The 22,993-nt window shown below is 63.8% G+C and carries 19 protein-coding genes, 1 tRNA gene and 1 pseudogene; 10 read left to right on the top strand and 11 right to left on the bottom strand.

Annotation, left to right across the window (positions count from 1 at the left end; genetic code table 11):
• Entirely contained in the window at nucleotides 1-1,167 is a 1,167-nt protein-coding gene (locus E4P29_RS04725; protein WP_135042368.1) for an iron-containing alcohol dehydrogenase, read from the top strand.
• Here the strand turns inward: E4P29_RS04725 and E4P29_RS04720 are convergent.
• Nucleotides 1,164-2,573 (bottom strand): amino acid permease, encoded by a 1,410-nt coding sequence (locus E4P29_RS04720; protein ID WP_135042366.1) that lies wholly within the window; start codon nucleotides 2,571-2,573, stop codon nucleotides 1,164-1,166. The genes E4P29_RS04725 and E4P29_RS04720 overlap by 4 nt on opposite strands.
• Before the next feature lie 113 nt (nucleotides 2,574-2,686).
• Between E4P29_RS04720 and E4P29_RS04715 the strand changes: the two genes are divergently transcribed.
• Entirely contained in the window at nucleotides 2,687-3,628 is a 942-nt protein-coding gene (locus E4P29_RS04715; RefSeq protein WP_135042364.1) for an NAD(P)-binding protein, read from the top strand.
• 12 nt (nucleotides 3,629-3,640) lie between these two features.
• Here E4P29_RS04715 and E4P29_RS04710 read toward each other — a convergent pair whose 3' ends face one another.
• From E4P29_RS04710 to E4P29_RS04695, 4 genes are all read right to left on the bottom strand, one after another.
• Nucleotides 3,641-4,312, bottom strand: a complete 672-nt coding sequence (locus E4P29_RS04710) for a nitroreductase (RefSeq protein WP_135042362.1) — start codon at nucleotides 4,310-4,312, stop codon at nucleotides 3,641-3,643.
• A 98-nt stretch (nucleotides 4,313-4,410) separates the two neighbouring features.
• Nucleotides 4,411-5,298, bottom strand: coding sequence for a MetQ/NlpA family ABC transporter substrate-binding protein (locus tag E4P29_RS04705; protein WP_135042361.1), 888 nt, complete (start codon nucleotides 5,296-5,298; stop codon nucleotides 4,411-4,413).
• Between the two features lie 26 nt (nucleotides 5,299-5,324).
• Nucleotides 5,325-6,029 carry a methionine ABC transporter permease gene (locus E4P29_RS04700; protein WP_135042360.1) on the bottom strand — a complete coding sequence of 235 codons (705 nt, stop codon included), beginning with the start codon at nucleotides 6,027-6,029 and terminating at the stop codon, nucleotides 5,325-5,327.
• Entirely contained in the window at nucleotides 6,026-7,033 is a 1,008-nt protein-coding gene (locus E4P29_RS04695; RefSeq protein ID WP_135042359.1) for an ATP-binding cassette domain-containing protein, read from the bottom strand. Before E4P29_RS04695 ends, E4P29_RS04700 begins: the two co-directional genes overlap by 4 nt.
• A 175-nt stretch (nucleotides 7,034-7,208) precedes the next feature.
• Between E4P29_RS04695 and E4P29_RS04690 the strand changes: the two are divergent.
• Nucleotides 7,209-8,552: pseudogene (locus E4P29_RS04690) on the top strand (LLM class flavin-dependent oxidoreductase); the annotation flags it as partial.
• Between the two features lie 49 nt (nucleotides 8,553-8,601).
• On the opposite strand, the gene E4P29_RS04685 reads toward E4P29_RS04690, so the two are convergent.
• From E4P29_RS04685 to E4P29_RS04675, 3 genes are all read right to left on the bottom strand, one after another.
• A tRNA-Val gene (locus tag E4P29_RS04685) sits at nucleotides 8,602-8,676 on the bottom strand.
• A gap of 85 nt (nucleotides 8,677-8,761) precedes the next feature.
• Nucleotides 8,762-9,223, bottom strand: a complete 462-nt coding sequence (locus E4P29_RS04680) for a peroxiredoxin (protein WP_135042358.1) — start codon at nucleotides 9,221-9,223, stop codon at nucleotides 8,762-8,764.
• A 31-nt stretch (nucleotides 9,224-9,254) separates the two neighbouring features.
• Nucleotides 9,255-9,677: a DUF3052 domain-containing protein gene (locus E4P29_RS04675; protein WP_032390975.1), complete on the bottom strand. Its 423-nt coding sequence runs from the start codon at nucleotides 9,675-9,677 to the stop codon at nucleotides 9,255-9,257.
• A gap of 256 nt (nucleotides 9,678-9,933) precedes the next feature.
• Here E4P29_RS04675 and aceE point away from each other — a divergent pair, with 256 nt between their 5' ends.
• From aceE to E4P29_RS04645, 6 genes are all read left to right on the top strand, one after another.
• Nucleotides 9,934-12,753: a pyruvate dehydrogenase (acetyl-transferring), homodimeric type gene (gene aceE, locus E4P29_RS04670; protein WP_135042323.1), complete on the top strand. Its 2,820-nt coding sequence runs from the start codon at nucleotides 9,934-9,936 to the stop codon at nucleotides 12,751-12,753.
• 87 nt (nucleotides 12,754-12,840) lie between these two features.
• Nucleotides 12,841-14,265, top strand: coding sequence for a helix-turn-helix domain-containing protein (locus tag E4P29_RS04665; protein WP_245154161.1), 1,425 nt, complete (start codon nucleotides 12,841-12,843; stop codon nucleotides 14,263-14,265).
• A gap of 128 nt (nucleotides 14,266-14,393) precedes the next feature.
• On the top strand, nucleotides 14,394-15,302 hold the full coding sequence (locus E4P29_RS04660; RefSeq protein ID WP_135042321.1) for an ACP S-malonyltransferase: 909 nt from the start codon (nucleotides 14,394-14,396) through the stop codon (nucleotides 15,300-15,302).
• An 88-nt stretch (nucleotides 15,303-15,390) separates the two neighbouring features.
• Nucleotides 15,391-15,735, top strand: a complete 345-nt coding sequence (acpM, locus tag E4P29_RS04655; RefSeq protein WP_045841363.1) for a meromycolate extension acyl carrier protein AcpM — start codon at nucleotides 15,391-15,393, stop codon at nucleotides 15,733-15,735.
• 8 nt (nucleotides 15,736-15,743) lie between these two features.
• The gene (locus E4P29_RS04650; RefSeq protein ID WP_027497449.1) at nucleotides 15,744-16,994 is read left to right on the top strand and encodes a KasA/KasB family beta-ketoacyl-ACP synthase; all 1,251 of its coding nucleotides are present in this window, start codon (nucleotides 15,744-15,746) and stop codon (nucleotides 16,992-16,994) included.
• Between the two features lie 132 nt (nucleotides 16,995-17,126).
• Nucleotides 17,127-18,560: a carboxyl transferase domain-containing protein gene (locus E4P29_RS04645; protein ID WP_032368156.1), complete on the top strand. Its 1,434-nt coding sequence runs from the start codon at nucleotides 17,127-17,129 to the stop codon at nucleotides 18,558-18,560.
• Between the two features lie 198 nt (nucleotides 18,561-18,758).
• Here the strand turns inward: E4P29_RS04645 and E4P29_RS04640 are convergent, their stop codons facing one another.
• The 3 genes from E4P29_RS04640 to E4P29_RS04630 form a co-directional block, all read right to left on the bottom strand.
• Nucleotides 18,759-19,208, bottom strand: coding sequence for a cold shock domain-containing protein (locus E4P29_RS04640; protein ID WP_032368157.1), 450 nt, complete (start codon nucleotides 19,206-19,208; stop codon nucleotides 18,759-18,761).
• An 88-nt stretch (nucleotides 19,209-19,296) separates the two neighbouring features.
• On the bottom strand, nucleotides 19,297-19,809 hold the full coding sequence (locus E4P29_RS04635; RefSeq protein WP_135042319.1) for a DUF3145 domain-containing protein: 513 nt from the start codon (nucleotides 19,807-19,809) through the stop codon (nucleotides 19,297-19,299).
• Between the two features lie 144 nt (nucleotides 19,810-19,953).
• Nucleotides 19,954-20,757 carry a serine hydrolase domain-containing protein gene (locus E4P29_RS04630; RefSeq protein ID WP_135042317.1) on the bottom strand — a complete coding sequence of 268 codons (804 nt, stop codon included), beginning with the start codon at nucleotides 20,755-20,757 and terminating at the stop codon, nucleotides 19,954-19,956.
• Between the two features lie 85 nt (nucleotides 20,758-20,842).
• Here E4P29_RS04630 and E4P29_RS04625 point away from each other — a divergent pair, with 85 nt between their 5' ends.
• Complete coding sequence (locus E4P29_RS04625; protein WP_135042315.1) at nucleotides 20,843-22,978, top strand: molybdopterin-dependent oxidoreductase; 2,136 nt, start codon at nucleotides 20,843-20,845, stop codon at nucleotides 22,976-22,978.
• Nucleotides 22,979-22,993 lie beyond the last annotated feature (15 nt).

The following is a 22,993-nucleotide window of genomic DNA, read 5'->3' as shown; positions in this document are numbered from 1 at the left end:
ATGGTTGCCAATATCTCTTTTCCACGCTTCCTCAAACTCGGCGGCGGTGCCGTCGAGGAGCTCGGTACGGTACTGACCGACCTGGCCGTATCTCGTCCCCTACTCGTCACCGATGCGTTCATGGCGGGTAACGGTTCGGCCGATCGACTAATGACGATCATGACCGAGGCCGGTAAGTCGCCTGCTCTGTTCTCGGGCACCGTGCCCGATCCGACGACGGATTCTCTGGTCGCCGGTCTCGAAGCGGTGCAGCAGCATTCGGCCGATTCCATCATCGGGTTCGGCGGCGGCAGTCCGATGGACACGGCCAAAGCTCTGGCCATCCTCGCTGTACAGGGTGGGACGATGCGGGACTTCAAGGCTCCGGTGCTCTCCACCGGTCCGGCGCTACCGATCATTGCGATTCCCACGACCGCGGGAAGTGGTTCGGAGGCAACGCAGTTCACCATCATCACCGACGTGGCCTCGGACGAGAAGATGCTGTGCCCCGGCCTGTCCTTTCTGCCGATCGCATCGATCATCGACTTCGAGCTGACGATGTCGATGCCGGCACGTCTGACCGCCGATACCGGCGTCGACGCTCTGACACATGCCATCGAGGCATACGTCAGCAAGAAGGCCAACCCCATCTCCGACGGTTTGGCGCTGAGCGCGATTCGAACCATCGGAACGTCGCTGCTGCGGGCGTATCGAGACGGAGACGACCGGGCAGCACGCGAGGCCATGATGCATGCGTCCACTCAGGCCGGGATGGCGTTCTCCAACGCCAGTGTCTGCCTGGTCCACGGGATGAGTCGGCCGATCGGCGCGCATTTCCATGTCGCACACGGACTGTCCAACGCGATGCTGTTGCCCGCTGTCACCGCCTTCTCCATCGACGGAGCCCAGGCCCGCTATGCCGACTGCGCCCGCGCCCTCGGTGCGGCATCGGAAGCCGATTCGGACGCCGTTGCCGGTGGCAAGTTGCAGGAGGCCATCGTCACGCTGTGCCGTGAGGTCGAAGTTCCCACCCCGGAGACGTTCGGCATCGACAAGTCGACGTGGGACGATCTGTTGCCGCTGATGGCCGAGCAGGCTCTCGCGTCGGGCAGCCCGGGCAACAACCCGGTCGTACCCACGGCGGAACAGATCGTCGATCTGTACCGCCAGGTTTACGCCGGGATCTAGGTCGAATCACCGGACACGCGGGCGGCAACCTTGTCGCGCCGCGTGTTTCGGCGTTGAACGATGATTCCGCCGATCACCGTCACTGCTGCCAGCACGGCCGAGAGCAGAATGGACGATCGTTGCTCGGGCCGCACGACCATCATGACGAGGACGAACACGATGAACCCGATGGCCAGGTAGGTCAGCCACGGGTAGAGCCACATCAGTACGGCCGGGCGTTCGCCGTCGCGATCGAGTTGGCGACGCAGCACGAGTTGACTGCTGGCGATGGCCAGGTAGACGAACAGAGCTACGGCACCGGTGGTCGCGAGCAGGTAGGTGAAGAGCTTCTCGGGAAGAATGTAGTTTCCGACGACGGCAAGGAAGCCGAGAACCATCGAGGCGATGACGGCAACCCAGGGCACTCCGTTGGCGGTGATCTTCTTGACTGCGCGCGGCGCATCGCCGCGATCACCGAGCGAGTAGAGCATGCGTGACGCGGTATAGAGCGCCGAATTGAGGCACGACGCGACGGCGGTCAGGATGACGATGTCCATGATGGTCTCCGCATGGGGAATCCCCATCTTGGACAGCACATATTGGTACGAGCCGGTTGCCGGGTCCAATTCGTTCCAGGGCACGAGCGCGACGATGATGAAGATAGACCCGAAGTAGAAGATCGAGATACGCCAGATCACCGAATTGGTGGCGCGGGTGATCCCCTTCGCGGGGTCCTTCGATTCGGCTGCGGCGATGGTGACGATCTCGGATCCCATGAAGGAGAACATCGTCGTCAGCATGGCAGCGATCACCGCGCCGAAGCCGAGTGGCATGAAGCCGCCCGAGGCCCAGAGTTGGTCGACGCCACTGACTTCGGAGTTGGGTAGCCATCCCAGGATGGCGGCGATGCCGAGGCCGATGAAGGCGATGATGGCCACGACCTTCACCAGCGCGAACCAGAACTCGAACTCGCCGTAGTTGCCGACGCTGATCAGGTTGGTGGCGGTGAGCGCGACGACGATGATCAGGGCCCACATCCATTGGGCACCGCCCAGCCAGTTGGTGAGGATGGCGGCAGCGGCGGTGGCCTCGACGGGGATCACCAATACCCAGAACCACCAGTACAGCCAGCCGACGGAGAAGCCGGCCCAGTGTCCCAGTGCCCGGGTCGCATACGTCGAGAACGAACCGGTGTCGGGGTTGGCGGTGGCCATTTCTCCGAGCATGCGCATCACCAGGATGACGAGGAGTCCGGCGAAGAAATAGGCCAACAGCACTGCAGGTCCTGCGGTGGCGATAGCGTTGGCGGAGCCGACGAACAGTCCGGCACCGATTACTCCGGCTATCGAGATCATCGTCACGTGCCGCGGTTTGAGACTGGTTCCCAGTCCGTGCTCTCCGGTATCTGGCTTATCCGTAATTGCCATTTCAACAGTTCAACACAAGGTCGGGCCCACCGCAGCGGGTGACCGAATTGTCCAGACAATCAGTGGTACATATGGCGGGCTTACGCACGGCCTCCGCCGGGCATACTGACGGCATGACTGTCGATGCTGGCCACACCACGGACTCGATCACGATCGTCGGCGCGGGCATCGCCGGTGCCGCCTGTGCCCGAGTACTAGCCGCGGCGAGCGTTCCGTTCCGCATCGTCGATCGTGGACGTGCACCGGGCGGACGGATGTCCTCCCCCGAGCTGCACGGGCGTCGCGTCGATCTGGGTGCCGGCTACTTCACCGTCCGCGATCAGGATTTCGCGACCGTCGTGGCGGACTGGGAGTCGAGGGGTCTTGCACGTCAGTGGGCCAACACCTTCGGCATCCTCAAACCCGACACCGAGCCGTGCACCACCACCGGGCCGGTCCGATGGGCGACACCACACGGTCTCCGATCATTGGTCCGGGACATGTTGGACGGCGTCGATATCGAAGGCAGCACCGAATTGACCGATCTGCCCGACGGGGACGTCGTGCTGGCGATGCCCGATCCGCAAGCCGCGCGCATCACGACAGTTCCCGACGTGGTCGAGTACGTACCCGTCATCGCAGTGGCTGTAGGCGTCGACCGACTCGACCTTCCTTTCCGAGACGCAGCTTTCGTCAACGACCACCCGGACGTCGATTTCGTCGTCGACGACGGTGCCCGGCGGGGTGACGATGCGCCCGTCCTGGTTGCGCACACCACGTCGGAACGAGCGCAACGCCATTTGGACGATCCGGACCTCGCTGTCGCGCCCGTACTCGATGCACTTCGCGAATTGTCGGTCATTGCGTCGCAACCGGCGTGGACTCACGCCCATCGATGGACGTTCGCAAAGCCGGCGGCACAACATGATTCGACTTTCGCTCTCGAGAACCGCAGTGGACGGTTCGTCGGATTCACAGGCGATCAGTGGTGCGAGTCGGGCGTGCCGAGAGTGGAGAGCGCGTGGCGCTCGGGCACGGATCTGGGCATGGAACTGGTTCGTAGGCTCGAGAGCTGACGCCGTTACACCTCAACTGAAAAAGGTCACCGTCTCGCTCAACGGTGCACGGCTGGTACGAAATCCGTTGATCGAGTGGGTCTCGTCCGGGTAGCCGAAGGAAATGCCGGCCACCACTCGCCTGGTGTCCGGGATGTCGAACCACTCGTGCAGAAACGGTGAGTAGGCGGCCAATGCTGCCTGCGCAATGGCTCCGAGACCGAGACTCTGGGCGGCGAGCAGGAACGTCTGCAGATACAACCCGCAATCGACGGCGCCGTACACACCGAGATCGGCATCGGTAGTGATGATCGCCGCGTGCGGGGCGTCGAACAATTCGTAATTGCGAATGAACTGACGCGTCGTCGCCGCGGTGTCGGACTTGACCACACCGATGCTCTCGTACAGTGCTCCACCGCATTCGCGTCGCCGAGCGCGGTGCAGGGCGTTGTAATTGGCCGGAAACGGAAAGTCCGGTTGCGGCACACCGGATGCCACATGTTCTACCAATGCCTCGGAGAACTTCCGGGTGGCATCACCTTCGGTCACAATGATCTGCCACGACTGGGTGTTGGACCAGGAGGGGGTGCGCTGGGCAGCGGTCAGCAGTTGCTCGAGCACGTCGCGGGAGACCTGCTTCGGCAGGAATTGCCGGCATGAGTACCGCTCGTCGAGGAGTTCGGTCAGTGCTTCGTACCTGGTCACGTCGTCCGCCTCGTGTCTGTGCTGTCGGGTGCGGATCGAACGTAGCACCAGGGCCGCGTTCGACGGTCCGCTGCCGGACCGTCGAACGCGAGATTCCGCTACTGAAGCGGCAGCAGGATGTCCTTCACCCGCGGGTCGGTGGCGAGGAATTCCTGGACCGCAGGGTCCTTGAATGCGGCGACGAGGTTCTTGATGTTGTCGCTGTCCGCCCAACGGCTACCGATCGTGAGTTGGCCGGCGAACTCGTCCGGTGCCGGTGGTGCGAAGATCTGCTTCTCGACGGGGATGCCGGCCGCGAGGTAGTACTCCGTATAACCCACTGCTGCATCGAGATCCGGCAATGCCCGTGACTGCGCAGCGAAGTCCAGCAGCGTGAACTTCAGGTTCTTCGGGTTTCCGACGATGTCCTTCTGCGTGGCCGTCGACTTGTCGACCGCCGGGTCGAGGGTGATCAGACCGGCCCGTTCGAGTACCCACAGACCCTGCGCTTCGTTGGCCGGATCGGAGTAGAGCGAGACCGTTGCGCCGTCCGGCAGTTGAGCTGGGTCGGAGTACTTGTCGGACCACAATCCGAAGCCCCACCGGAACACCGGGGTTGCGGCTTCTTCCTGGAAGTCGGGGTTGGATTCGAGTACCTGGCCGAGCCAGAGCTTGTGCTGATAGACGGTGGCAGCCACCTCTCCCTCACTCACCGCTCGGTTGATCGTGTTGCTGTCCGAGAGTCCCCGGAATGCGACCGAGATACCGTACTTCGGCGCAACCTGATCGGCAACGAATTCGACCAAGGCTTGCTCGGATGCATTGCCTTCGGCAGTGGCCACAACGAGGGTTGCACCCTCGGTCTCGTTGGCCGACGCGGTGTCGCCGAAGAACGCGATCCGAACGATTACGGCGAGTGCGATCAGCAGCACCACGGCCCCGATGATCCAGGGTGCTTTTCGACGGTTCTTCAGCTCGAAGCCGTGCGCTTCGGTGGACGTTGTCATGATGGATGAAACCTTTCGAATGTGGTTCAGGCGGCGCGCAAGGCGCGCTGATGAGGTGTGGTGAAGCGAACGAGCGCATCGCCGACGAGCTGTACGACGGCGACAGTGAGAATCAAGATGACGATCGTCGCGATCATGACGGTGTGATCGAATCGTTGATAGCCGTATGTGACTGCAACATAACCGATTCCGCCTGCACCGATGGTTCCGGCAATAGCCGAGTACTCGATCATGGCAATGACGTTGATGGTCAGGCCTCCGATGATCGACGGCACAGCCTCGGACAACTGTGTAGTGGTCACCTGCAACGTGGATCCGCCCGATGCCCGGGCAACGTCGACCACCGACGTCGGGACCGAGCGCAGAGAGTTCTCGACGATGCGGGTGAAGAATGCAATGCCCGCCAACGACATCGGCACCACCGCGGCGGCGATACCGATGTTGGTTCCGGTGATCCAACGAGTGACCGGAACCAACGCAGCCATCAAGATCAGAAACGGCAACGACCGTCCGATACTGACAATCCAGCTGATCGGTGCATGCAGCACCGGGTTCTCGAACAGTCCGCCGGGGCCCAGGTTGAACAAGACTGCACCGAGGGGAACACCGACGGTCACCACGATGAACATCACGATGCCGACCATGGTCAGTGTGTCGCCGAGTGCGGGCAGGAGGAGCGCAGGCAGTTCGTCGACGGGAACTTTGTTGCCAGCGGCCAGAATTGCGATCACGACGCAGCCTCGAAAATCGGCTGCGCTGTCTGTGCAGAACCGGACAACCCCAGAGCTTTCAGTGCACCGGGGACGCGTCCGCTCAGGTGTGCGCCGATCCCGAGCGAAGCGCTGCCGACCGTCACTCCAGAGACAACCTGAACCGATGCTCCGAGCAGCGCGACCGGTGCGCCCAGGTCCTGGCCCAGCCGCGTGATCCAGTCCTGCGGAACGTCGGGCGAGTCGTAGGTGACGTGCCAGTGCACGTCTCCGGCTGCAGCCTGTGCGTCGTCACGCCTGGGGCGCAGCTCGTTGCCGAGCGCCGACGTGCGGTCGGTCAGTAGGTCGACCAGCCGACCCGATTCGACGATGCGTCCGTGATCGAGTCTCGCCACCGAATCAGCAGCTCGTAGAACGGTATCCATCTCGTGCGTGATGAACACGATGGCGAGGTCGAGGTCGCGGCGAAGTTCGCGCAGCAACTCGACCACCGATTCGGTCGTCTGTGGATCCAGGCCGGAGGTGGCCTCGTCGGAGAGCAGCACCGACGGCCGCAGGGCCAACGCTCGCGCAATTCCCACTCGTTGACGCTGTCCGCCCGAGAGCTGAAACGGATACCGACCTGCTTTGTCGGACAGATCTACTCGGTCGAGAAGCTCCCCCACACGCCTGGCCGTCTCTGCCTTCGTGGCCCCGAGGAACTCCAGCGGCAGGGCGACGTTCTCCAACACCGTTCTACGCGAGAGCAGGCTCGACGACTGAAATACCGTGCCGATGCGGCGCCGCGCGACCCGAAGCTGCTTGGCGTTCAACTGCGCCAGGTCGTCTCCGTTGACGATCACCGAGCCAGAGGTGGGACGGGTCAGCAGGTTGATGCATTGGGCCAGCGTGCTTTTGCCGGCACCACTCGGGCCGACGACGGCCAGAATTTCGCCGGACTGCACCGTGAAATCCAGCCGGTCGAGAACGACGGTTCGACTGTCCCCCGTCCCGTACGTCTTGGTCAATTGCGCTATTTCGATCATGCTCCGACGCTCTTTTCAGTGATGTGACGGCGCAACACTGAGGTATCGGAGCGCTGCCGACCAGCTATCGACTCATCACGATCCGAACTGTTCCCACCGGCCCGGGTCGTCGGTAGCGTCGCACCGCTGCATGTTCGTCAAGACTGCCCTGCCGAAGGAGTTTCCTAGTGCCACGGTGCCACGCGAGATCCGTTTCAATGCCTTCGACATGAATTGCGTTGCGCATCAGTCCCCCGGTTTGTGGCGTCATCCGCTCGACCAGTCGTGGCGGTACAAGGAACTGGGCTACTGGACCGATCTTGCGAAGCTGTTGGAGCGCGGGCTGTTCGATGGCCTGTTCGTCGCCGACGTCCTCGGCACCTACGACGTGTACGGCGGTAATCACGACGCAGCCATCCGGCACGGAGCGCAGATACCGGTGTCCGATCCACTCCTGCTCGTCAGCGCGCAGGCCGCGGTTACCGAGCATCTCGGGTTCGGCATCACTGCAGGTACCGGTTTCGAGCATCCGTATCCGTTCGCGCGACGGCTCTCCACGCTCGACCATCTGACGAACGGCCGCATCGGGTGGAACGTCGTCACCGGGTATCTGCCGTCGGCGGCGCAGAATATGGGCCACGACGACCAATTGCAGCACGACGATCGGTACGACCACGCCGACGAGTACCTCGAGGTGCTGTACAAATTGTGGGAGGCCTCGTGGGACGACGACGCAATGGTCCGTGATCGCGAAACCGGCGTGTTCACCGACCCCACCAAGGTGCATCGAATCGGCCACCGCGGCAAGCACTTCACGGTGCCGGGCATTCATCTGGCCGAGCCGTCACCGCAGCGGACGCCGGTGATCTTTCAGGCCGGCGCGTCACCGCGAGGGGTGCGGTTCGCGGCGCAGAACGCGGAAGCGATCTTCGTCGGCGCACCCACCAAGGAGATTCTGGCGCAGACGGTTTCGAACATCCGTCGAGCACTGCAAGATGCCGGCCGCGATCCGCACTCGGCCCGGATCTATCAGCTACTCACCATCGTCACCGATGAGACATCGGAACTCGCCCACGCCAAGCACGACGAGTATCGGTCGTATGCCAGTGCCGAGGGTGCGTTGGTGTTCATGTCGGGCTGGATGGGCGTCGACCTGTCGCGGTATGCGCTCGACGAGCCGCTCGGCAATGTCGAGAGCAACGCGATTCAGTCGTTCGTTGCGTCGTTCCAGTCCATCGGAGCCGACGGAAAAGAGTGGACGGTGCGCGATATCGCCGAGTGGGGCGGAATCGGCGGTGCCGGTCCGCGCATCGTCGGGTCCCCCGGCGAAGTCGCAGACCAATTGCAGGAGTGGGTGGACAAGACCGACGTCGACGGATTCAACCTTGCGTACGCCATCACCCCGGGAACGTTCGAGGATGTCGTGCAATACGTCGTACCCGAACTACAGCGCCGCGGTGTCTATCGCACCGAGTACACGCCGGGCACTTTGCGCCACAAGCTCTTCGGCAAGGGCGACCGACTGCCCGGGGAACACCGGGCGCAGCAGATCGTGCGAGAGGTTCGGTCAAGCCGAGAATCTTCCGTGATGGTGGGCGCAGAGGGGTTCGAACCCCCGACCGCTGGTGTGTAAAACCAGAGCTCTACCGCTGAGCTATACGCCCGAGTGCCGGTGGCCTGGGATCACCCGGGCCACCGGAACGCTTGGAGAAATTTATCGTGTCTGCTGTCTAACTACAATTCAGCAGGTCAACTCACCTGTGCGAGTGCCTCGGCCCACGAAGAACTGTCTCTGGCCTCACCGGGTCCGTTCATTTCGGCGAACCTGATGATTCCGGATTTGTCGACCACGAAGGTTCCGCGGTTGGCGAAGCCGGCGCTCTCGTTGAACACGCCGTACGCCTGAGCAACCTCGCCGTGCGGCCAGAAGTCGGACAACAGCGGAAACGTGTAGCCCTGTTCTGCGGCCCAGATCTTGTGGGTCGGAGGTGGACCCACCGAGATTGCCAGGATCGCGGTGTCGTCGTTCTCGAATGTCGGTAGTTCGTCGCGTACTCGGCACAGCTCGCCCTGACACGTGCCGGTGAAGGCCAGTGGATAGAACACGAGCAGAACGTTCTTCACGTCCCGGTACGACGACAACGTGACCAATTGGTTGTTCTGGTCTTTGAGGGTGAAGTCGGGCGCAACAGCGCCAACCTCGATCGGCATCTAGAACCGTCTTCCTGTGTCGAGCATGGGCCTACCGCTTGGTGGTAGGGGTCTTGGGCTGAACCAATCGACTTCCGATCCAGTCACCGAGATTGGCCGCAGAGGTCTGCGTCAATCCGGCTGTCGGAGCGGACTCGGCAATCTCGCTGGGCTCCACATGACCGGACATGCCGGTCTTGGGGCTGAGGACCCACACGATTCCATCGTCCGAGAGTGGTCCGATGGCATCCATGAGTGCATCGACCAGGTCACCGTCTCCGTCGCGCCACCACAGCAGTACGACATCGATCACCTCGTCGGAATCCTCGTCGAGGGTCTCGCCACCGATCGCATCTTCTACGTCGGCGCGCAGATCATCGTCGGTGTCCTCGTCCCAGCCCAGCTCTTGAACGACCATGTCGCGAGTGATGCCAAGTTTCTGAGCGTAGTTCTGAGCGTCCGCCGCGGCGACCACGGTGGTGACCTCCTTGAATTGTGGGTGCAGTAGACAAAGCGAACAGGGTCGAAGCCGTTCGCGCAAGCTGACCGCGCCGAAATTGCGTACATAAATTTCTACTGGTGGGTATCGGACCTCTGTACTACCAGAACGGACGAGATGCGGCAGGATTGGGGAGGAATCACGAGAACGAGGAATGTAGATCGCCGTCACAGGGGCGAGCTACCGGACCGGGCGCCACACCGAGCGTCCGCCACATTGAGGAGTGCACACGTTGTCCGAAGTGAACAGCGGCGAACGGCAGAACACATCGTCTGCAGGCAAGAAGGGCTCGGACGGCCGGGTCCGCGTCATCCGTGAGGGTGTCGCGTCGTACCTGCCCGATATCGACAACGACGAGACCAACGAATGGATCGAATCGTTCGACGGCTTGCTGGAGAGGTCCGGACCCAACCGCGCTCGCTACCTGATGCTCAGGTTGCTCGAGCGCGCCGGTGAGCGCCGCGTCGCGCTCCCGTCGCTGACATCGACGGACTACGTCAATACGATTCCCACCGAGAACGAGCCGTGGTTCCCCGGCGACGAGTCGATGGAACGCCGCTACCGCGCCTGGATCCGCTGGAACGCCGCGATCATGGTGCACCGCGCACAGCGTCCGGGCGTCGGCGTCGGTGGCCACATCTCGACCTACGCGTCGTCGGCTGCGCTGTACGAGGTCGGCTTCAACCACTTCTTCCGCGGTAAGGATCACCCGGGCGGCGGCGACCACATCTTCATCCAGGGTCACGCCTCCCCCGGCATCTACGCCCGCGCCTTCCTCGAAGGCCGCATCCCGGCCGAGCGGATGGACGGCTTCCGTCAGGAAGCGAGCCACGTGAACGAGGGCGGCGGACTGCCGTCCTACCCGCACCCGCGTTTGATGCAGGACTTCTGGGAGTTCCCGACGGTGTCGATGGGCCTCGGCCCGATGAACGCCATCTACCAGGCGCGCTTCAACCACTACTTGAACGACCGCGGCATCAAGGACACCTCCGATCAGCACGTCTGGGCGTACCTCGGCGACGGCGAGATGGACGAGCCCGAGTCGCGCGGGCTGGCGCACGTCGCCGCCACGGAGGGCTTGGACAACCTGACTTTCGTCGTCAACTGCAACCTGCAGCGCCTCGACGGCCCGGTACGCGGTAACGGCAAGATCATCCAGGAGCTGGAGTCGTTCTTCCGAGGAGCCGGCTGGAACGTCATCAAGGTCGTCTGGGGCCGCGAGTGGGACTCGCTGCTGCACAAGGACCGCGACGGCGCACTGGTGAACCTCATGAACACCACGCCCGACGGCGACTTTCAGACCTACAAGGCCAACGACGGCAGCTACGTCCGCGATCACTTCTTCGGCCGCGACCCGCGAACGAAGGAGCTCGTCAAGGATCTCTCGGACGACGAGATCTGGAACCTCAAGCGCGGCGGCCACGACTACCGCAAGGTGCACGCTGCCTACGCGGCTGCGATGTCGCACAAGGGCCAGCCGACGGTCATCCTGGCGCACACCATCAAGGGCTACACCCTGGGCAAGCACTTCGAGGGCCGTAATGCCACGCACCAGATGAAGAAGCTGACGCTCGACGATCTCAAGACGTTCCGCGATCTCCAGCACATCCCGATCTCGGACGAGGAGCTCGAGAAGGATCCGTACATGCCGCCGTACTACCACCCCGGTGCGGACGCTCCCGAGATCCAGTACATGCTCGATCGTCGCAGCAAGCTCGGCGGATTCGTCCCCGAGCGCCGCGTGGACGTCAAGCCACTGCCGCAGCCCGGCGACGACACCTACAAGACGCTCCGCAAGGGCTCGGGCAAGCAGGAAGTCGCCACCACCATGGCACTCGTGCGCGTCATGAAGGAGCTGTTGCGAGACAAGGAGATCGGCCACCGAATCGTGCCGATCATTCCCGACGAGGCCCGCACGTTCGGTATGGACTCGTGGTTCCCGTCGCTGAAGATCTACAACCGCAACGGCCAGCTGTACACCTCGGTCGACTCGGAACTGATGCTCGCCTACAAGGAGAGCTCGGTCGGTCAGATCCTGCACGAGGGCATCAACGAGGCAGGCTCCACGTCGTCGTTCACCGCGGTCGGTACCTCGTACGCCACGCACGGCGAGGTCATGATCCCGCTGTACATCTTCTACTCGATGTTCGGCTTCCAGCGCACCGGCGACGGTCTCTGGGCTGCAGCAGACCAGATGGCCCGTGGGTTCGTGCTCGGTGCCACGGCAGGTCGCACCACGCTGACCGGTGAGGGTCTGCAGCACGCCGACGGTCATTCGCTGCTGCTGGCGTCGACCAACCCGGCGGCCGTGGCCTACGACCCGGCGTTCTCCTACGAGATCGCGCACATCGTCAAGGACGGTCTGCGTCGCATGTACGGCGGCACCGAGGGCGTCGAGGGCTTCGGCGGCGAGAACATCTTCTACTACATCACCCTGTACAACGAGCCGTACGTACAGCCGGCCGAGCCCGAGAACCTCGACGTCGAGGGGCTGCTCAAGGGCATCTACCGGTTCGCAGAACCGCAGGAGGGTGACGGACCCGAGGCACAGCTGCTCGCGTCCGGCGTCGGCATTGTCTCGGCCCGTAAGGCACGTGAATTGCTGTTCGAGGAGTGGGGCGTGCGTTCGGCCGTCTGGTCCGTCACCTCGTGGGGCGAACTGCGCCGCGACGGCGTCGAAGCCGAGAAGGAGTCGCTGCGCAACCCGGGTGCCGACAAGCGCGTTCCGTTCGTCACCTCGGCCCTGGCCGATGCCAACGGCCCGGTCATCGCGTCGTCCGACTGGATGCGCGCCGTGCCGGATCAGATCCGCCAGTGGGTTCCGGGCGATTACGTCACCCTCGGAACCGACGGCTTCGGCTTCTCCGACACCCGCCCGGCTGCACGACGGGTGTTCAACGTCGACGCCGAGTCCATCGTCGTCGCCGCGCTGTCCGCTCTCGCGGCATCGGGCGAGATCGACAAGTCCAAGGCCGTCGAGGCTGCCGAGAAGTACAAGATCGACGACGTCACCGCAGCGCCGACGTCGTACGCCGATACTGGCTCGGCGTAGGTCTTCGCCGTGATCGGCCGACCCCCGCTCCACCTCGCGACGAGAGTCCAGCGCGAGGTGGGCGGGGGTCGGGCGTAGGTTCTCCTTATGTCCGATGCGAAACCCGATTCACCGGACAGCTCGTCCGCGCGTGATGTCTCCCGGCGCGACGCTTACCGTGAGGCGTTGCGCGAGTCGTTGGCTCGTGAATCCCCGGCCCGTGACTCCCCCACCCGCGATTCGCTCACGACCGACAACGAGGTCCACCTTCCGGTCAACTCGTTGGCCCCCTCGCGCCAGAAGCGCGATCCTCTGCCCGACGCCCTGTTGCGACGCGTCAAACAGTTCTCCGGCCGTCTTTCGACCGAGGCAGTGACCACGATGCAGGGCCAGTTGCCGTTCTTCGGCGACCTCGACGCCGCCCAGCGGGCCAGCGTTCAGCTGCTGATCCAGACGGCCGTCGACAACTTTCTCGAATGGCTCAAGAATCCGAACAGCGACATTCGATTCAGCCTCGACGCCTTCCAGGTGATCCCGCAAGACCTTGCCCGACGCCTCACGCTGCGTCAGACCGTCGACATGGTCCGGGTGGCGATGGAGTTCTTCGAGCAGTGGCTCCCCGCGCTCGCGCGCAACGACCAGCAGTTGGTCGCGCTGACCGAGGCCGTGCTGCGGTACGGCCGCGAGCTGGGGTTCGCAGCGGCGTCCGTGTACGCGAGTGCGGCCGAGTCACGAGGGGCGTGGGACACCCGCCTCGAAGCCCTCGTCGTCGACGCCGTCGTCCGGGGCGATACCGGATCGGACATGCTCTCCCGTGCTGCCACGTTGAATTGGGACGCCACTGCGCCTGCGACGGTGTTGGTGGGCACTCCCCCGGAGGATCGCGGCGTGTCCGTGGTGGGCACCGTGCACTCCGTCGCTCAGAAGCACGGTCGAGCTGCTTTGGCGGTGGTCCAGGGGACCCGATTGGTGATGGTGGTCAGTGGCCAGCTCGACGACACCGCTGCGCATCACGCGTTCATCGACGACATGTTGCAGAACTTCTCCGACGGCCCGGTCGTCATCGGTCCCACCACCCGCACGCTGGGCGCAGCTCACTCGAGCGCGGTGGAGGCCTTTGCCGGGATGCAGGCCGTGGCGGGCTGGCGGGGCGCGCCGCGTCCGGTGCACGCCGGCGAGTTGCTGCCCGAACGAGCGTTGCTGAACGACGGGGCAGCCATCTCGGCTCTCAACGATCATGTCGTCGTGCCGTTGGCCGCGGCAGGTTCGGGGTTGGCCGACACGCTCGACGCGTATCTCGACTGCGGCGGTGCCGTGGAAACCTGCGCTCGGCAGCTGTTTGTTCATCCAAATACCGTCCGGTATCGGCTCAAGCGCATCGCCGAGGTGACCGGTCGTGATCCCACTCACCCGCGCGATGCGTACGTCCTTCGGGTCGCGGCAACGGTAGGTAGGTTGGCTCGAACGCATCACGAACCGACATATCCAGCCCCATATGTCACACAAGTCACATTTGGTGAAGTGGTCACGTAACGCCGAACCGCCTTCCGGCGATAGCGGGTCTCCACGAGGCAATTTGTAGGGTTCCCACAAATTGCTTGTCGAGAGTTCATCGAGCGCGACATCACTGATCGAGGGCCCGACAGTGTTCTCTTAACCCTGTGATTGCGTTGCTTGCGCCCGGTCAGGGCTCCCAGACTCCCGGCATGCTGCTGCCTTGGCTCGAAATCCCGGGCGCGGCCGATCGACTGGCCTTGTGGTCCAAGGCCTCCGGCCTGGATCTCGTGCGACTCGGCACCACCGCCACCGCCGAGGAAATCACCGACACTGCGGTGACTCAGCCACTGGTCGTGGCGTCGGCCCTACTCGCTTTCGAGGAAATTGCCTCGCGTGGACTGTTCCCCGAGGACGCCATCGTGGCCGGCCACTCGGTCGGCGAGCTGGCGGCCGCGGCCATTGCCGGCGTGATCTCCTCCGACGACGCGGTATCTCTGGCGGCGGTGCGCGGTGCTGCGATGGCCAAGGCCTGCGCCCTCGAACCCACCGGCATGTCCGCCGTGCTCGGCGGCGACGAAGCCGCAGTTCTGGCCCGGCTGGAAGAACTCGATCTCGCCCCGGCCAACGTCAACGCTGCCGGTCAGATCGTTGCTGCAGGTCTGCTGACGAAGCTGGCGGAACTGGCCGAGAGCGCACCCGAGAAGGCGCGGGTCCGGGCACTTCCGGTCGCAGGTGCCTTCCACACCAAGTACATGGCATCGGCAGGCGACACCGTCGCCGCGGCCGCAGCCGCCATCACCCCGTCCGAGCCGACGCACACCTTGCTGTCCAACTCGGACGGTCAGCCGGTCGCATCGGGTGCCGATGCGCTCACCAAACTTGCTGCCCAGGTCACCCGCCCCGTGCGGTGGGATCTGTGCAGCGCATACCTGCGTTCCACGCAGGTCACCGGACTTGCGGAGCTGCCCCCGGCAGGCGCACTGGTCGGCATCGCCAAGCGTGAACTGCGCGGCGTGCCCAACCTCGGCCTGAAGACACCGGCGGACATCTCCGCATTGGCCGAGCTCGGATAGCTCGGTCTCCTTCACACCGCAGTCTCGATACTGCGGATCGACTTCCACTCCCCGAGTGGCAGAAATGCACAACCGCGTCTCGAAGCACATGACTTCGGCGTTCGACACAGAAGAGAAGGGAGCCACAACAGTGGCCAGCCAGGAAGACCTCATCGCCGGACTTGCAGAGATCATCGAGGAGGTCACGGGCATCGAACCGTCCGAGGTGACCATCGAGAAGTCCTTCGTGGACGACCTCGATATCGACTCGCTCTCCATGGTCGAGATCGCAGTGCAGACCGAGGACAAGTACGGCGTGAAGATCCCCGACGAAGACCTCGCAGGTCTGCGCACCGTCGGCGACGCCGTCAACTACATCCAGAAGCTCGAAGCGGAGAACCCCGAAGCCGCAGAAGCTATCAAGGCCAAGCTCGACGACTCCGCGAGCGAGTGACACGACCCATGACCAACCCATCCACCGCCAACGGACGCTTCCCCAGTGTCGTCGTCACCAGCCTTGCTGCGACCACGTCACTCGCGGGTGACGTCGATGCCACGTGGAAGGGTCTGCTGAACGGCGAAAGCGGAATCGGCACTCTGGAAGACGATTTCGTCACCGAGTACGACCTGCCCGTGCGGATCGGCGGACACCTCGCGGTGAACCCGCAGAGTCTGCTCTCGCGGGTCGAGATCCGTCGCCTGAGCTACGTGGAGCAGTTGTCCACTGTGCTCGGTCGTGAGGTCTGGAAGAACGCCGGCTCGCCCGACGTCGATCCCCTCCGCCTCGGCGTGTCGATCGGTACCGGACTCGGTGGCGGCGATTCTCTCATCGACGCCAACGACAAGATGAAGGCCGGCGGCTACCGCAAGGTGTCCCCGCTCGCCGTTCAGATGGTCATGCCGAACGGCCCAGCAGCGGTCGTCGGGCTCGAGCTCAAGGCACAAGCCGGCGTCATCACGCCCGTCTCCGCCTGCTCCTCGGGATCGGAAGCCATTGCGCATGCATGGCGGATGATCGTGATGGGCGACGCGGACATGGTCGTCACCGGTGGCGTCGAGGGGTACATCGACGCGGTTCCGATCGCCAGCTTCTCCATGATGCGGGCGATGAGCACCAACAACGACAACCCGAAGGGTGCGTCACGTCCGTTCGACAAGGATCGTGACGGCTTCGTCTTCGGTGAAGCGGGTGCGCTCATGGTCATCGAGACCGAGGAGCACGCCAAGGCACGCGGCGCAACGATTCATGCCCGCCTGCTCGGTGCCGGAATCACCTCGGACGGGTTCCACCTCGTGGCCCCCGACCCCGAGGGCAAGGGTGCCGCGCGTGCGATGCAGCGCGCCATCGAGACCGCAGGCCTGCAGAAGTCCGACATCACCCACGTGAACGCCCACGCAACGGCAACTCCCATCGGAGACACCGCCGAAGCGCTGGCGATCAACAAGGCAGTCGGAAATCACGCAGCGGTGTACGCACCGAAATCCGCTCTGGGCCACTCGATCGGTGCCGTCGGCGCCCTCGAGTCGGTACTGACGGTGCTGGCAGTGCGAGAGGGAATCATCCCTCCCACACTGAATTTGGAGAACCAGGATCCCGAAATCGATCTCGATGTCGTCAAGGGCGAGCCCCGCGTCGGACAGATCGACTACGCGATCAACAACTCGTTCGGATTCGGTGGGCACAACGTAGCGCTCGCCTTCGGTAAGGCGTGATCCACTGAGTCGACTTCTCGACTCAGCGAATCCCGCTCTCGCAGTGCATGATCCGAGCTGGGGCCGTTCTTTCGACGGACGGTCCCGGCTCGGGCCTCGCCCCCGCCAGGGGCCCTGAAGAAGGACAACGCGATGACCATTCTGGCCCCTGTCACACGATCCGGCACCTCCACCGATCCGCGCGACCCCCTCACCCGCCTCGAAAAGCTCTTCGACGCCGGAACCACTGTCCCCCTGCATGATCGGGACAAGTCGGGAATCCTGGCCGCATCGGGCGAAATCGACGGCGTCCACACCATCGCCTACTGCTCCGACGCCACCGTCATGGGCGGTGCCATGGGAGTCGACGGCTGCAAGCACATCGTTGCCGCAATCGACACCGCCATCGAACAGCGCGCCCCGATCGTCGGCGTCTGGCATTCGGGTGGTGCTCGCCTCGCCGAGGGCGTCGAGGCTCTCCATGCCGTCGGACTCGTGTTCGAGGCCATGGTTCGAGCATCCGGCCTCGTCCCACAGATTTCCGTCGTCCTAGGTTTCGCAGCCGGTGGTGCAGCGTACGGTCCCGCCTTGACCGACGTCGTCATCATGGCTCCCGAGGGACGCGTATTCGTCACCGGACCCGACGTCGTTCGCAGCGTCACCGGCGAACAGGTCGATATGGAGTCGCTCGGCGGCCCCGACACGCACCACAAGAAGTCCGGGGTCTGCCACATCGTCGCCGACAGCGAGATGGACGCGTTCACCCGCGCCCGCCGTCTGGTGTCGATGTTCTGCGAGCAGGGCGTGTTCGACATCGCCGCCGCAGAACACGGCGACACCGATCTACGCGCCCTGATGCCCGAATCCAACCGTCGTGCCTACGACGTGCACCCGATCATTCACGAACTGCTCGACAACGTCGAAGGCGAATCGACGTTCGAGGAGTTCCAGGGCGGCTGGGCTCGCAGCATCGTCATCGGTCTCGGCCGCATCAGCGGCCGCACCGTCGGTGTCATCGCCAACAACCCCATCCGCCTCGGCGGTTGCCTGAACTCCGAAAGTGCCGAGAAGGCAGCGCGATTCGTTCGCCTGTGCGACGCCTTTGGCATTCCGCTCATCGTGGTCGTCGACGTACCGGGCTACCTGCCGGGCGTCAGCATGGAATGGGAAGGCGTCGTTCGCCGCGGCGCGAAGTTGCTGCACGCCTTCGCCGAGGCCACCGTCCCCCGCGTCACGCTGGTCACTCGCAAGATCTACGGCGGCGCGTACATCGCCATGAATGCCCGCGCACTCGGTGCCACCGCGGTCTACGCCTGGCCCGGATCCGAGGTCGCCGTGATGGGCGCGAAGGCGGCCGTCGGCATCCTGCACAAGAAGGCGCTCGCCGCCGCACCCGAAGAGGAGCGAGAGGCACTGCACGACCGCCTCACCGTCGAGCACGAGAGCATCGCAGGCGGTGTCGATCGCGCAGTTGCCATCGGCGTCGTCGACGAGGTCATCGAGCCCAGCAAGACCCGAAGCACGGTTGCGAAGGCTCTCGCTGCAGCACCGGCGGCTCGCGGAAATCACAAGAACATCCCGCTCTGATCGACCCCGACCGCTACCTACTGCGGTCCGTCAGCCCTGCCCCGAGACCCCCACAACCCCACCCCGGTTGGGGAACCCACCCCAGTTGGGATCAATGCGCCTTTCGGTCACTCCAAGTGCAAGAAAGCCACATTGATTCATATAGGGGACGGGCGAAACGAGGCCAAAGGGCGGGCGGACGAGGTCAATCGAGGTCGGTCAGCCCTGGATCCATCGGTGATCGTGTGCCAGTCGAACGACGGCCGATCGCACGTCGAGTATCTGCGCCGCCGTCAGCGTGCCGTTCGACGTCAGTAGTTGCTCGGTCAGCTCGGTGGTGAAGTCCGCCTCGGACAGGACGTCCGCGCCTGCGTCGTCGTGGCGCTGGTGACCACTGACGGGTGCGGTGTTGTGGAACGGGACGTCAGGCTTGTGCCGGGTCACCAGAGCGGTCGATGTCGGCCCGTCGATGATCTGGACCTCGGTGGCCTTCAGACCACGGTCACCGTCGACGGCAACGTATTCGACGCGTACTCCCGGTGCCAACAGTCGTTTGTCGAAGTCCAGATCGTTGACGTGGATGAACACGTCCTCGCCGCCCTCGTCCGGCGCTACGAATCCGTACCCCTTGAACTCGTCGAATCGAATCACTTTTCCGGTCGACAACATCGAACTCACCACTCCACGGTCGTTCCCACATGCCTACCCCAGGCACGAACGCGAAACTACCGCCGCGACGAATCCCCGGCAACCGCTGCTAGCCGACGTTGCGGCTGAGCCAGGTCACTTCTGCTCCTGCGCCTCCGGTGCGGAACGGCTCGAGTGCGGCATCCCAATCCGAGCCGAGCGCGTGCTCCACGGCGGCAGCGAGGTTGCCTTGGTTGTTCTCCATCAGTGCGCGCAGTCGCATCTCGCCGAGCACCACGTCCCCGTTGGCACTCGTCGATCCGCGCCACAGACCCAGGCCGGGTACGTGCGAGAACCGTTCGCCGTCGACGCCTTCGCTGGCGTCCTCGGTCACCTCGTAGCGCAGCATCTGCCAGGAGCGCAGGATGCCGGCGAGCTTCGCCCCGGTGCCCACGGGCCCGATCCAGTCAGTGGTGGCGCGTAGCTGTCCGTCGGATGCCGGCTGCGCGGACCACTTCAAATTGGCACGGCAATCGAGGGCGTCGGACAACGCCCATTCGACATGCGGGCACAGCGCAGCGGGCGACGAGTGGATGTACACAACACCCGACGTCGCATCTGCGAATTGGTTCGATTCACGCATTGCACTACCTCCAGCTTCGACGAGGGACGTCTTCCCCAACGACCTCGACATGCTCTAACTGGTTGCAGCGATTCAACGCGTGTGTGTACTAGTGTGCCCCGAGTTGCCCCTGTTGCGCCAGTGCAATCTGTGAACGGTGGTGTTTCACCCGGCCAGGACGGCGTCGGAAAGCTCGGGCCAGAGCGGTTTGGCCCAATCTCCGAAGTTCCGATCGGTCAGCACCACGCATGCGGTCCTCACCGACGGGTCCACCCACAGGAACGTCCCGGACTGTCCGAAGTGACCGAACGTGGCCCTCGAGTTGTTACTTCCGGTCCAGTGCGGGGCCTTGTCACCGCGCAGCTCGAACCCCAGACCCCAGTCACAGGGCTTGTGCGATCCGTACCCGGGCACGATTCCGTTCAGTCCGGGAAACTGCACGTCGACGGCCGAAGACAGTGTCTGTGACGCGAGGAGGCTGGGTTTCAACAGCTCCGCGGCGAACCTGGTCAGGTCTGCAACCGACGAACGAGCTCCGTGACCGGCAGGCCCGGCCAGCGACGTGTCGACCATCCCGAGCGGTCCGCAGACGGCCTCGTCCAGGTAGTCGGGAAAGGCTATCCCCGACTCTGCTTCGATGAGCTCGGCCAAGACCTCGAACCCGGCGCTCGAGTAGATCCTCTTGGTGCCGGCAGGAGCCTGCACCTTTCGCTCGCCGAACGCCAGTCCCGAGGCGTGCGCCAGCAGATGCCGCACGGTCGACCCCTCAGGCCCGGCGGGCTGATCGAGCTCGACGGCGCCCTCCTCCACCGCAACCAGAACCGCGTAGGCGGTGAGCAATTTGGTGACCGACGCCAGTTCGAAGACGCGCGCGGTGTCCCCCACCTCCTCCCGCACTCCGGCGTCGGTGACGACGGCGGCACCGACATGGTCGACGGGCCACGAGGCAGTGAGATCGAGGGTAGTCACGACTCCAGAGCCTAATTGTCTGTCGATGCCCGTGGATCGGTCCCCTGCCGGGCTAGTCTCGGACGACAGGAATGGGAGAAATGCGATGTCGGTTGTGTATGGCTCGTGCAATCTGTGCGAGGCGATCTGTGGTCTCGAATTCACGGTGGAGAACAGCGCGGTGGTCTCGATCCGCGGCGACGAGAAAGACCCACTCTCCCGGGGCCACATCTGCCCCAAGGCTTTGTCGTTGATCGACCTTCATGCCGACACCGACCGACTCACCACACCGGTCAAGCGGGTGGGTGAGAAGTGGGAGAAGATCGGCTGGGCGGAGGCGTACGACCTCGTCGTCGATGGCCTCGTCTCGACGCGGAAGAAGTACGGATCCAACGCTGTCGGGCTCTATCAGGGCAATCCCAACGTGCACTCGATGGGTGCGATGACCCACGGCATTCCGTTCACGTCGCTGCTGCGCACCCGCAATCGGTACTCGGCGACGTCCTTGGATCAGTTGCCGCACCAGCTCGTCGACCATCTGCTCTACGGCCACCAGCTCTTGCTGCCCATTCCGGATATCGATCGAACCGATTTCTTCCTCGTCCTCGGCGGCAATCCGATGGCCTCCAACGGCAGCATGATGACGGTGCCCGACTTCGCCAAAAGAGCACGCGCACTCCGTAAGCGGGGTGGCCGACTGGTAGTGGTCGATCCCCGTAAGACCGAAACGGCGGATATTGCCGACACCCACTTCTTCGTTCGTCCCGGCAGCGACGCGCTGCTGTTGCTGGCGATGATTCACACGATCGTCGCCGACGGCTCCGTCCGTGTCGCCGACTACGTCGATGGTGCCGATCGACTGGCCGATCTGGTCGCCGAATTCACGCCGGCGGCGGTGGCACCGATCGTCGGCATGTCGGCCGACGACATCTCTGCACTCGCCCGGGATTTCGCTGCAGCGAAGTCCGCGGTGGCGTACGGCAGGATGGGGGTGTCGACGCAGCAGTTCGGCACGGTGTGTCAGTGGGCGATCCAGGTACTCAACATCATCACGGGCAATCTCGACCGCCCGGGCGGTGCGATGGTGACCGATCCGGCGATCGATCTGATCTCGCAGGGCATCGTCGGTCGTGGCCATTTCGACAAGTGGCGCAGCCGCGTTCGCGATCTTCCCGAGTTCGCCGGCGAATATCCCTGCTCGACGCTGGTCGACGAGATCACCACCGAAGGCGAGGACCAGATCCGCGCCATGGCCGTCCTGTCCGGCAATCCGGTGCTGTCGATGCCCGGCGGTAGTCGCCTCGACGAGGCCTTCGCGGGTCTCGATTTCATGGTGTCGTTCGACTTCTACATCAACGAGACCTCGCGGCACGCACACGTGATTCTGCCGCCGACAATGTCCCTCGAACGCGATCACTACGATCTGATCTTCAATTCTTTCGCGGTACACAACACCGCCAAGTACATGCCCGCAGTTCTGCCCAAGCAGACTGACGCCAAACATGATTGGGAAATTTTCCGAGACCTGTCACTGCGCTACAAGAACCGCATGGCAGGTTCCACTGTCGACCGTCTGAAGGTACGACTGACGCCGAAGAGCATCATCGGCGAGGCCCGTCTGCGCCTGTCCCCTGCTCGCACTCTGGACATCCTGCTCCGTAGCCGACGAAAAGGGTTGTCGCTGAGGAAGCTTCGAGCCAACCCACACGGCATCGATCTGGGACCGCTGCGTCCGGGCTTTCCCCAGAAGCTGAAGACCAAGGACAAGCGCGTTCAATTGATCCAGGACGTGGTGGTCGGTGAACTGCCTGCCCTGGTGGACCTGATGCACTCGAGCGTGGTTCCCAAGGACGACGAGCTCCTACTGATCGGTCGACGACATCTACGTAGCAACAACTCGTGGATGCACAACACCGCTCGGCTAACCAAAGGCAAAGCGCGACATCAGCTTTTGGCCCACCCGAACGATCTACTCCAGCGTGGGATCGAGGACGGTTCGATGGTGTCGGTCACCTCCGCGGCCGGTACCGTCGACATCGAGGTTGCGGCGTCCGAAAAGATGATGCCCGGGGTGGTGAGCATGCCGCACGGATTCGGTCATCAGCGCCCCGGCGTGCAGCTGTCGGTCGCCACCACTGTCACCGGACCGAGCGTCAATGACATCACCGACCCCGCCCGAGTCGACGCGGTCTCGGCGAACGCGATCCTCAACGGCGTTCCGGTGCAGGTGAGGGCCAAGTAGCGGCCCCGATGAAAC

Origin of the sequence: Rhodococcus sp. 1R11, assembly GCF_004563845.1 — a bacterium.
Classification (GTDB): domain Bacteria; phylum Actinomycetota; class Actinomycetes; order Mycobacteriales; family Mycobacteriaceae; genus Rhodococcoides.
This window is presented reverse-complemented; position numbering and strand designations above follow the sequence as displayed.

What these genes read in the sequence shown, in the direction of transcription:
- E4P29_RS04650 (WP_027497449.1), top strand. Translation starts at nt 15,744, where the DNA reads ATGACCAACCCATCCACCGCCAACGGACGCTTCCCCAGTGTCGTCGTC.
- E4P29_RS04720 (WP_135042366.1), bottom strand. Translation starts at nt 2,573, where the DNA reads ATGGCAATTACGGATAAGCCAGATACCGGAGAGCACGGACTGGGAACC.
- E4P29_RS04640 (WP_032368157.1), bottom strand. Translation starts at nt 19,208, where the DNA reads ATGTTGTCGACCGGAAAAGTGATTCGATTCGACGAGTTCAAGGGGTAC.
- E4P29_RS04715 (WP_135042364.1), top strand. Translation starts at nt 2,687, where the DNA reads ATGACTGTCGATGCTGGCCACACCACGGACTCGATCACGATCGTCGGC.
- E4P29_RS04705 (WP_135042361.1), bottom strand. Translation starts at nt 5,298, where the DNA reads ATGACAACGTCCACCGAAGCGCACGGCTTCGAGCTGAAGAACCGTCGA.
- E4P29_RS04645 (WP_032368156.1), top strand. Translation starts at nt 17,127, where the DNA reads ATGACCATTCTGGCCCCTGTCACACGATCCGGCACCTCCACCGATCCG.
- E4P29_RS04665 (WP_245154161.1), top strand. Translation starts at nt 12,841, where the DNA reads ATGTCCGATGCGAAACCCGATTCACCGGACAGCTCGTCCGCGCGTGAT.
- E4P29_RS04680 (WP_135042358.1), bottom strand. Translation starts at nt 9,223, where the DNA reads ATGCCGATCGAGGTTGGCGCTGTTGCGCCCGACTTCACCCTCAAAGAC.
- E4P29_RS04725 (WP_135042368.1), top strand. Translation starts at nt 1, where the DNA reads ATGGTTGCCAATATCTCTTTTCCACGCTTCCTCAAACTCGGCGGCGGT.
- E4P29_RS04625 (WP_135042315.1), top strand. Translation starts at nt 20,843, where the DNA reads ATGTCGGTTGTGTATGGCTCGTGCAATCTGTGCGAGGCGATCTGTGGT.
- acpM (WP_045841363.1), top strand. Translation starts at nt 15,391, where the DNA reads ATGACTTCGGCGTTCGACACAGAAGAGAAGGGAGCCACAACAGTGGCC.
- E4P29_RS04695 (WP_135042359.1), bottom strand. Translation starts at nt 7,033, where the DNA reads ATGATCGAAATAGCGCAATTGACCAAGACGTACGGGACGGGGGACAGT.
- E4P29_RS04635 (WP_135042319.1), bottom strand. Translation starts at nt 19,809, where the DNA reads ATGCGTGAATCGAACCAATTCGCAGATGCGACGTCGGGTGTTGTGTAC.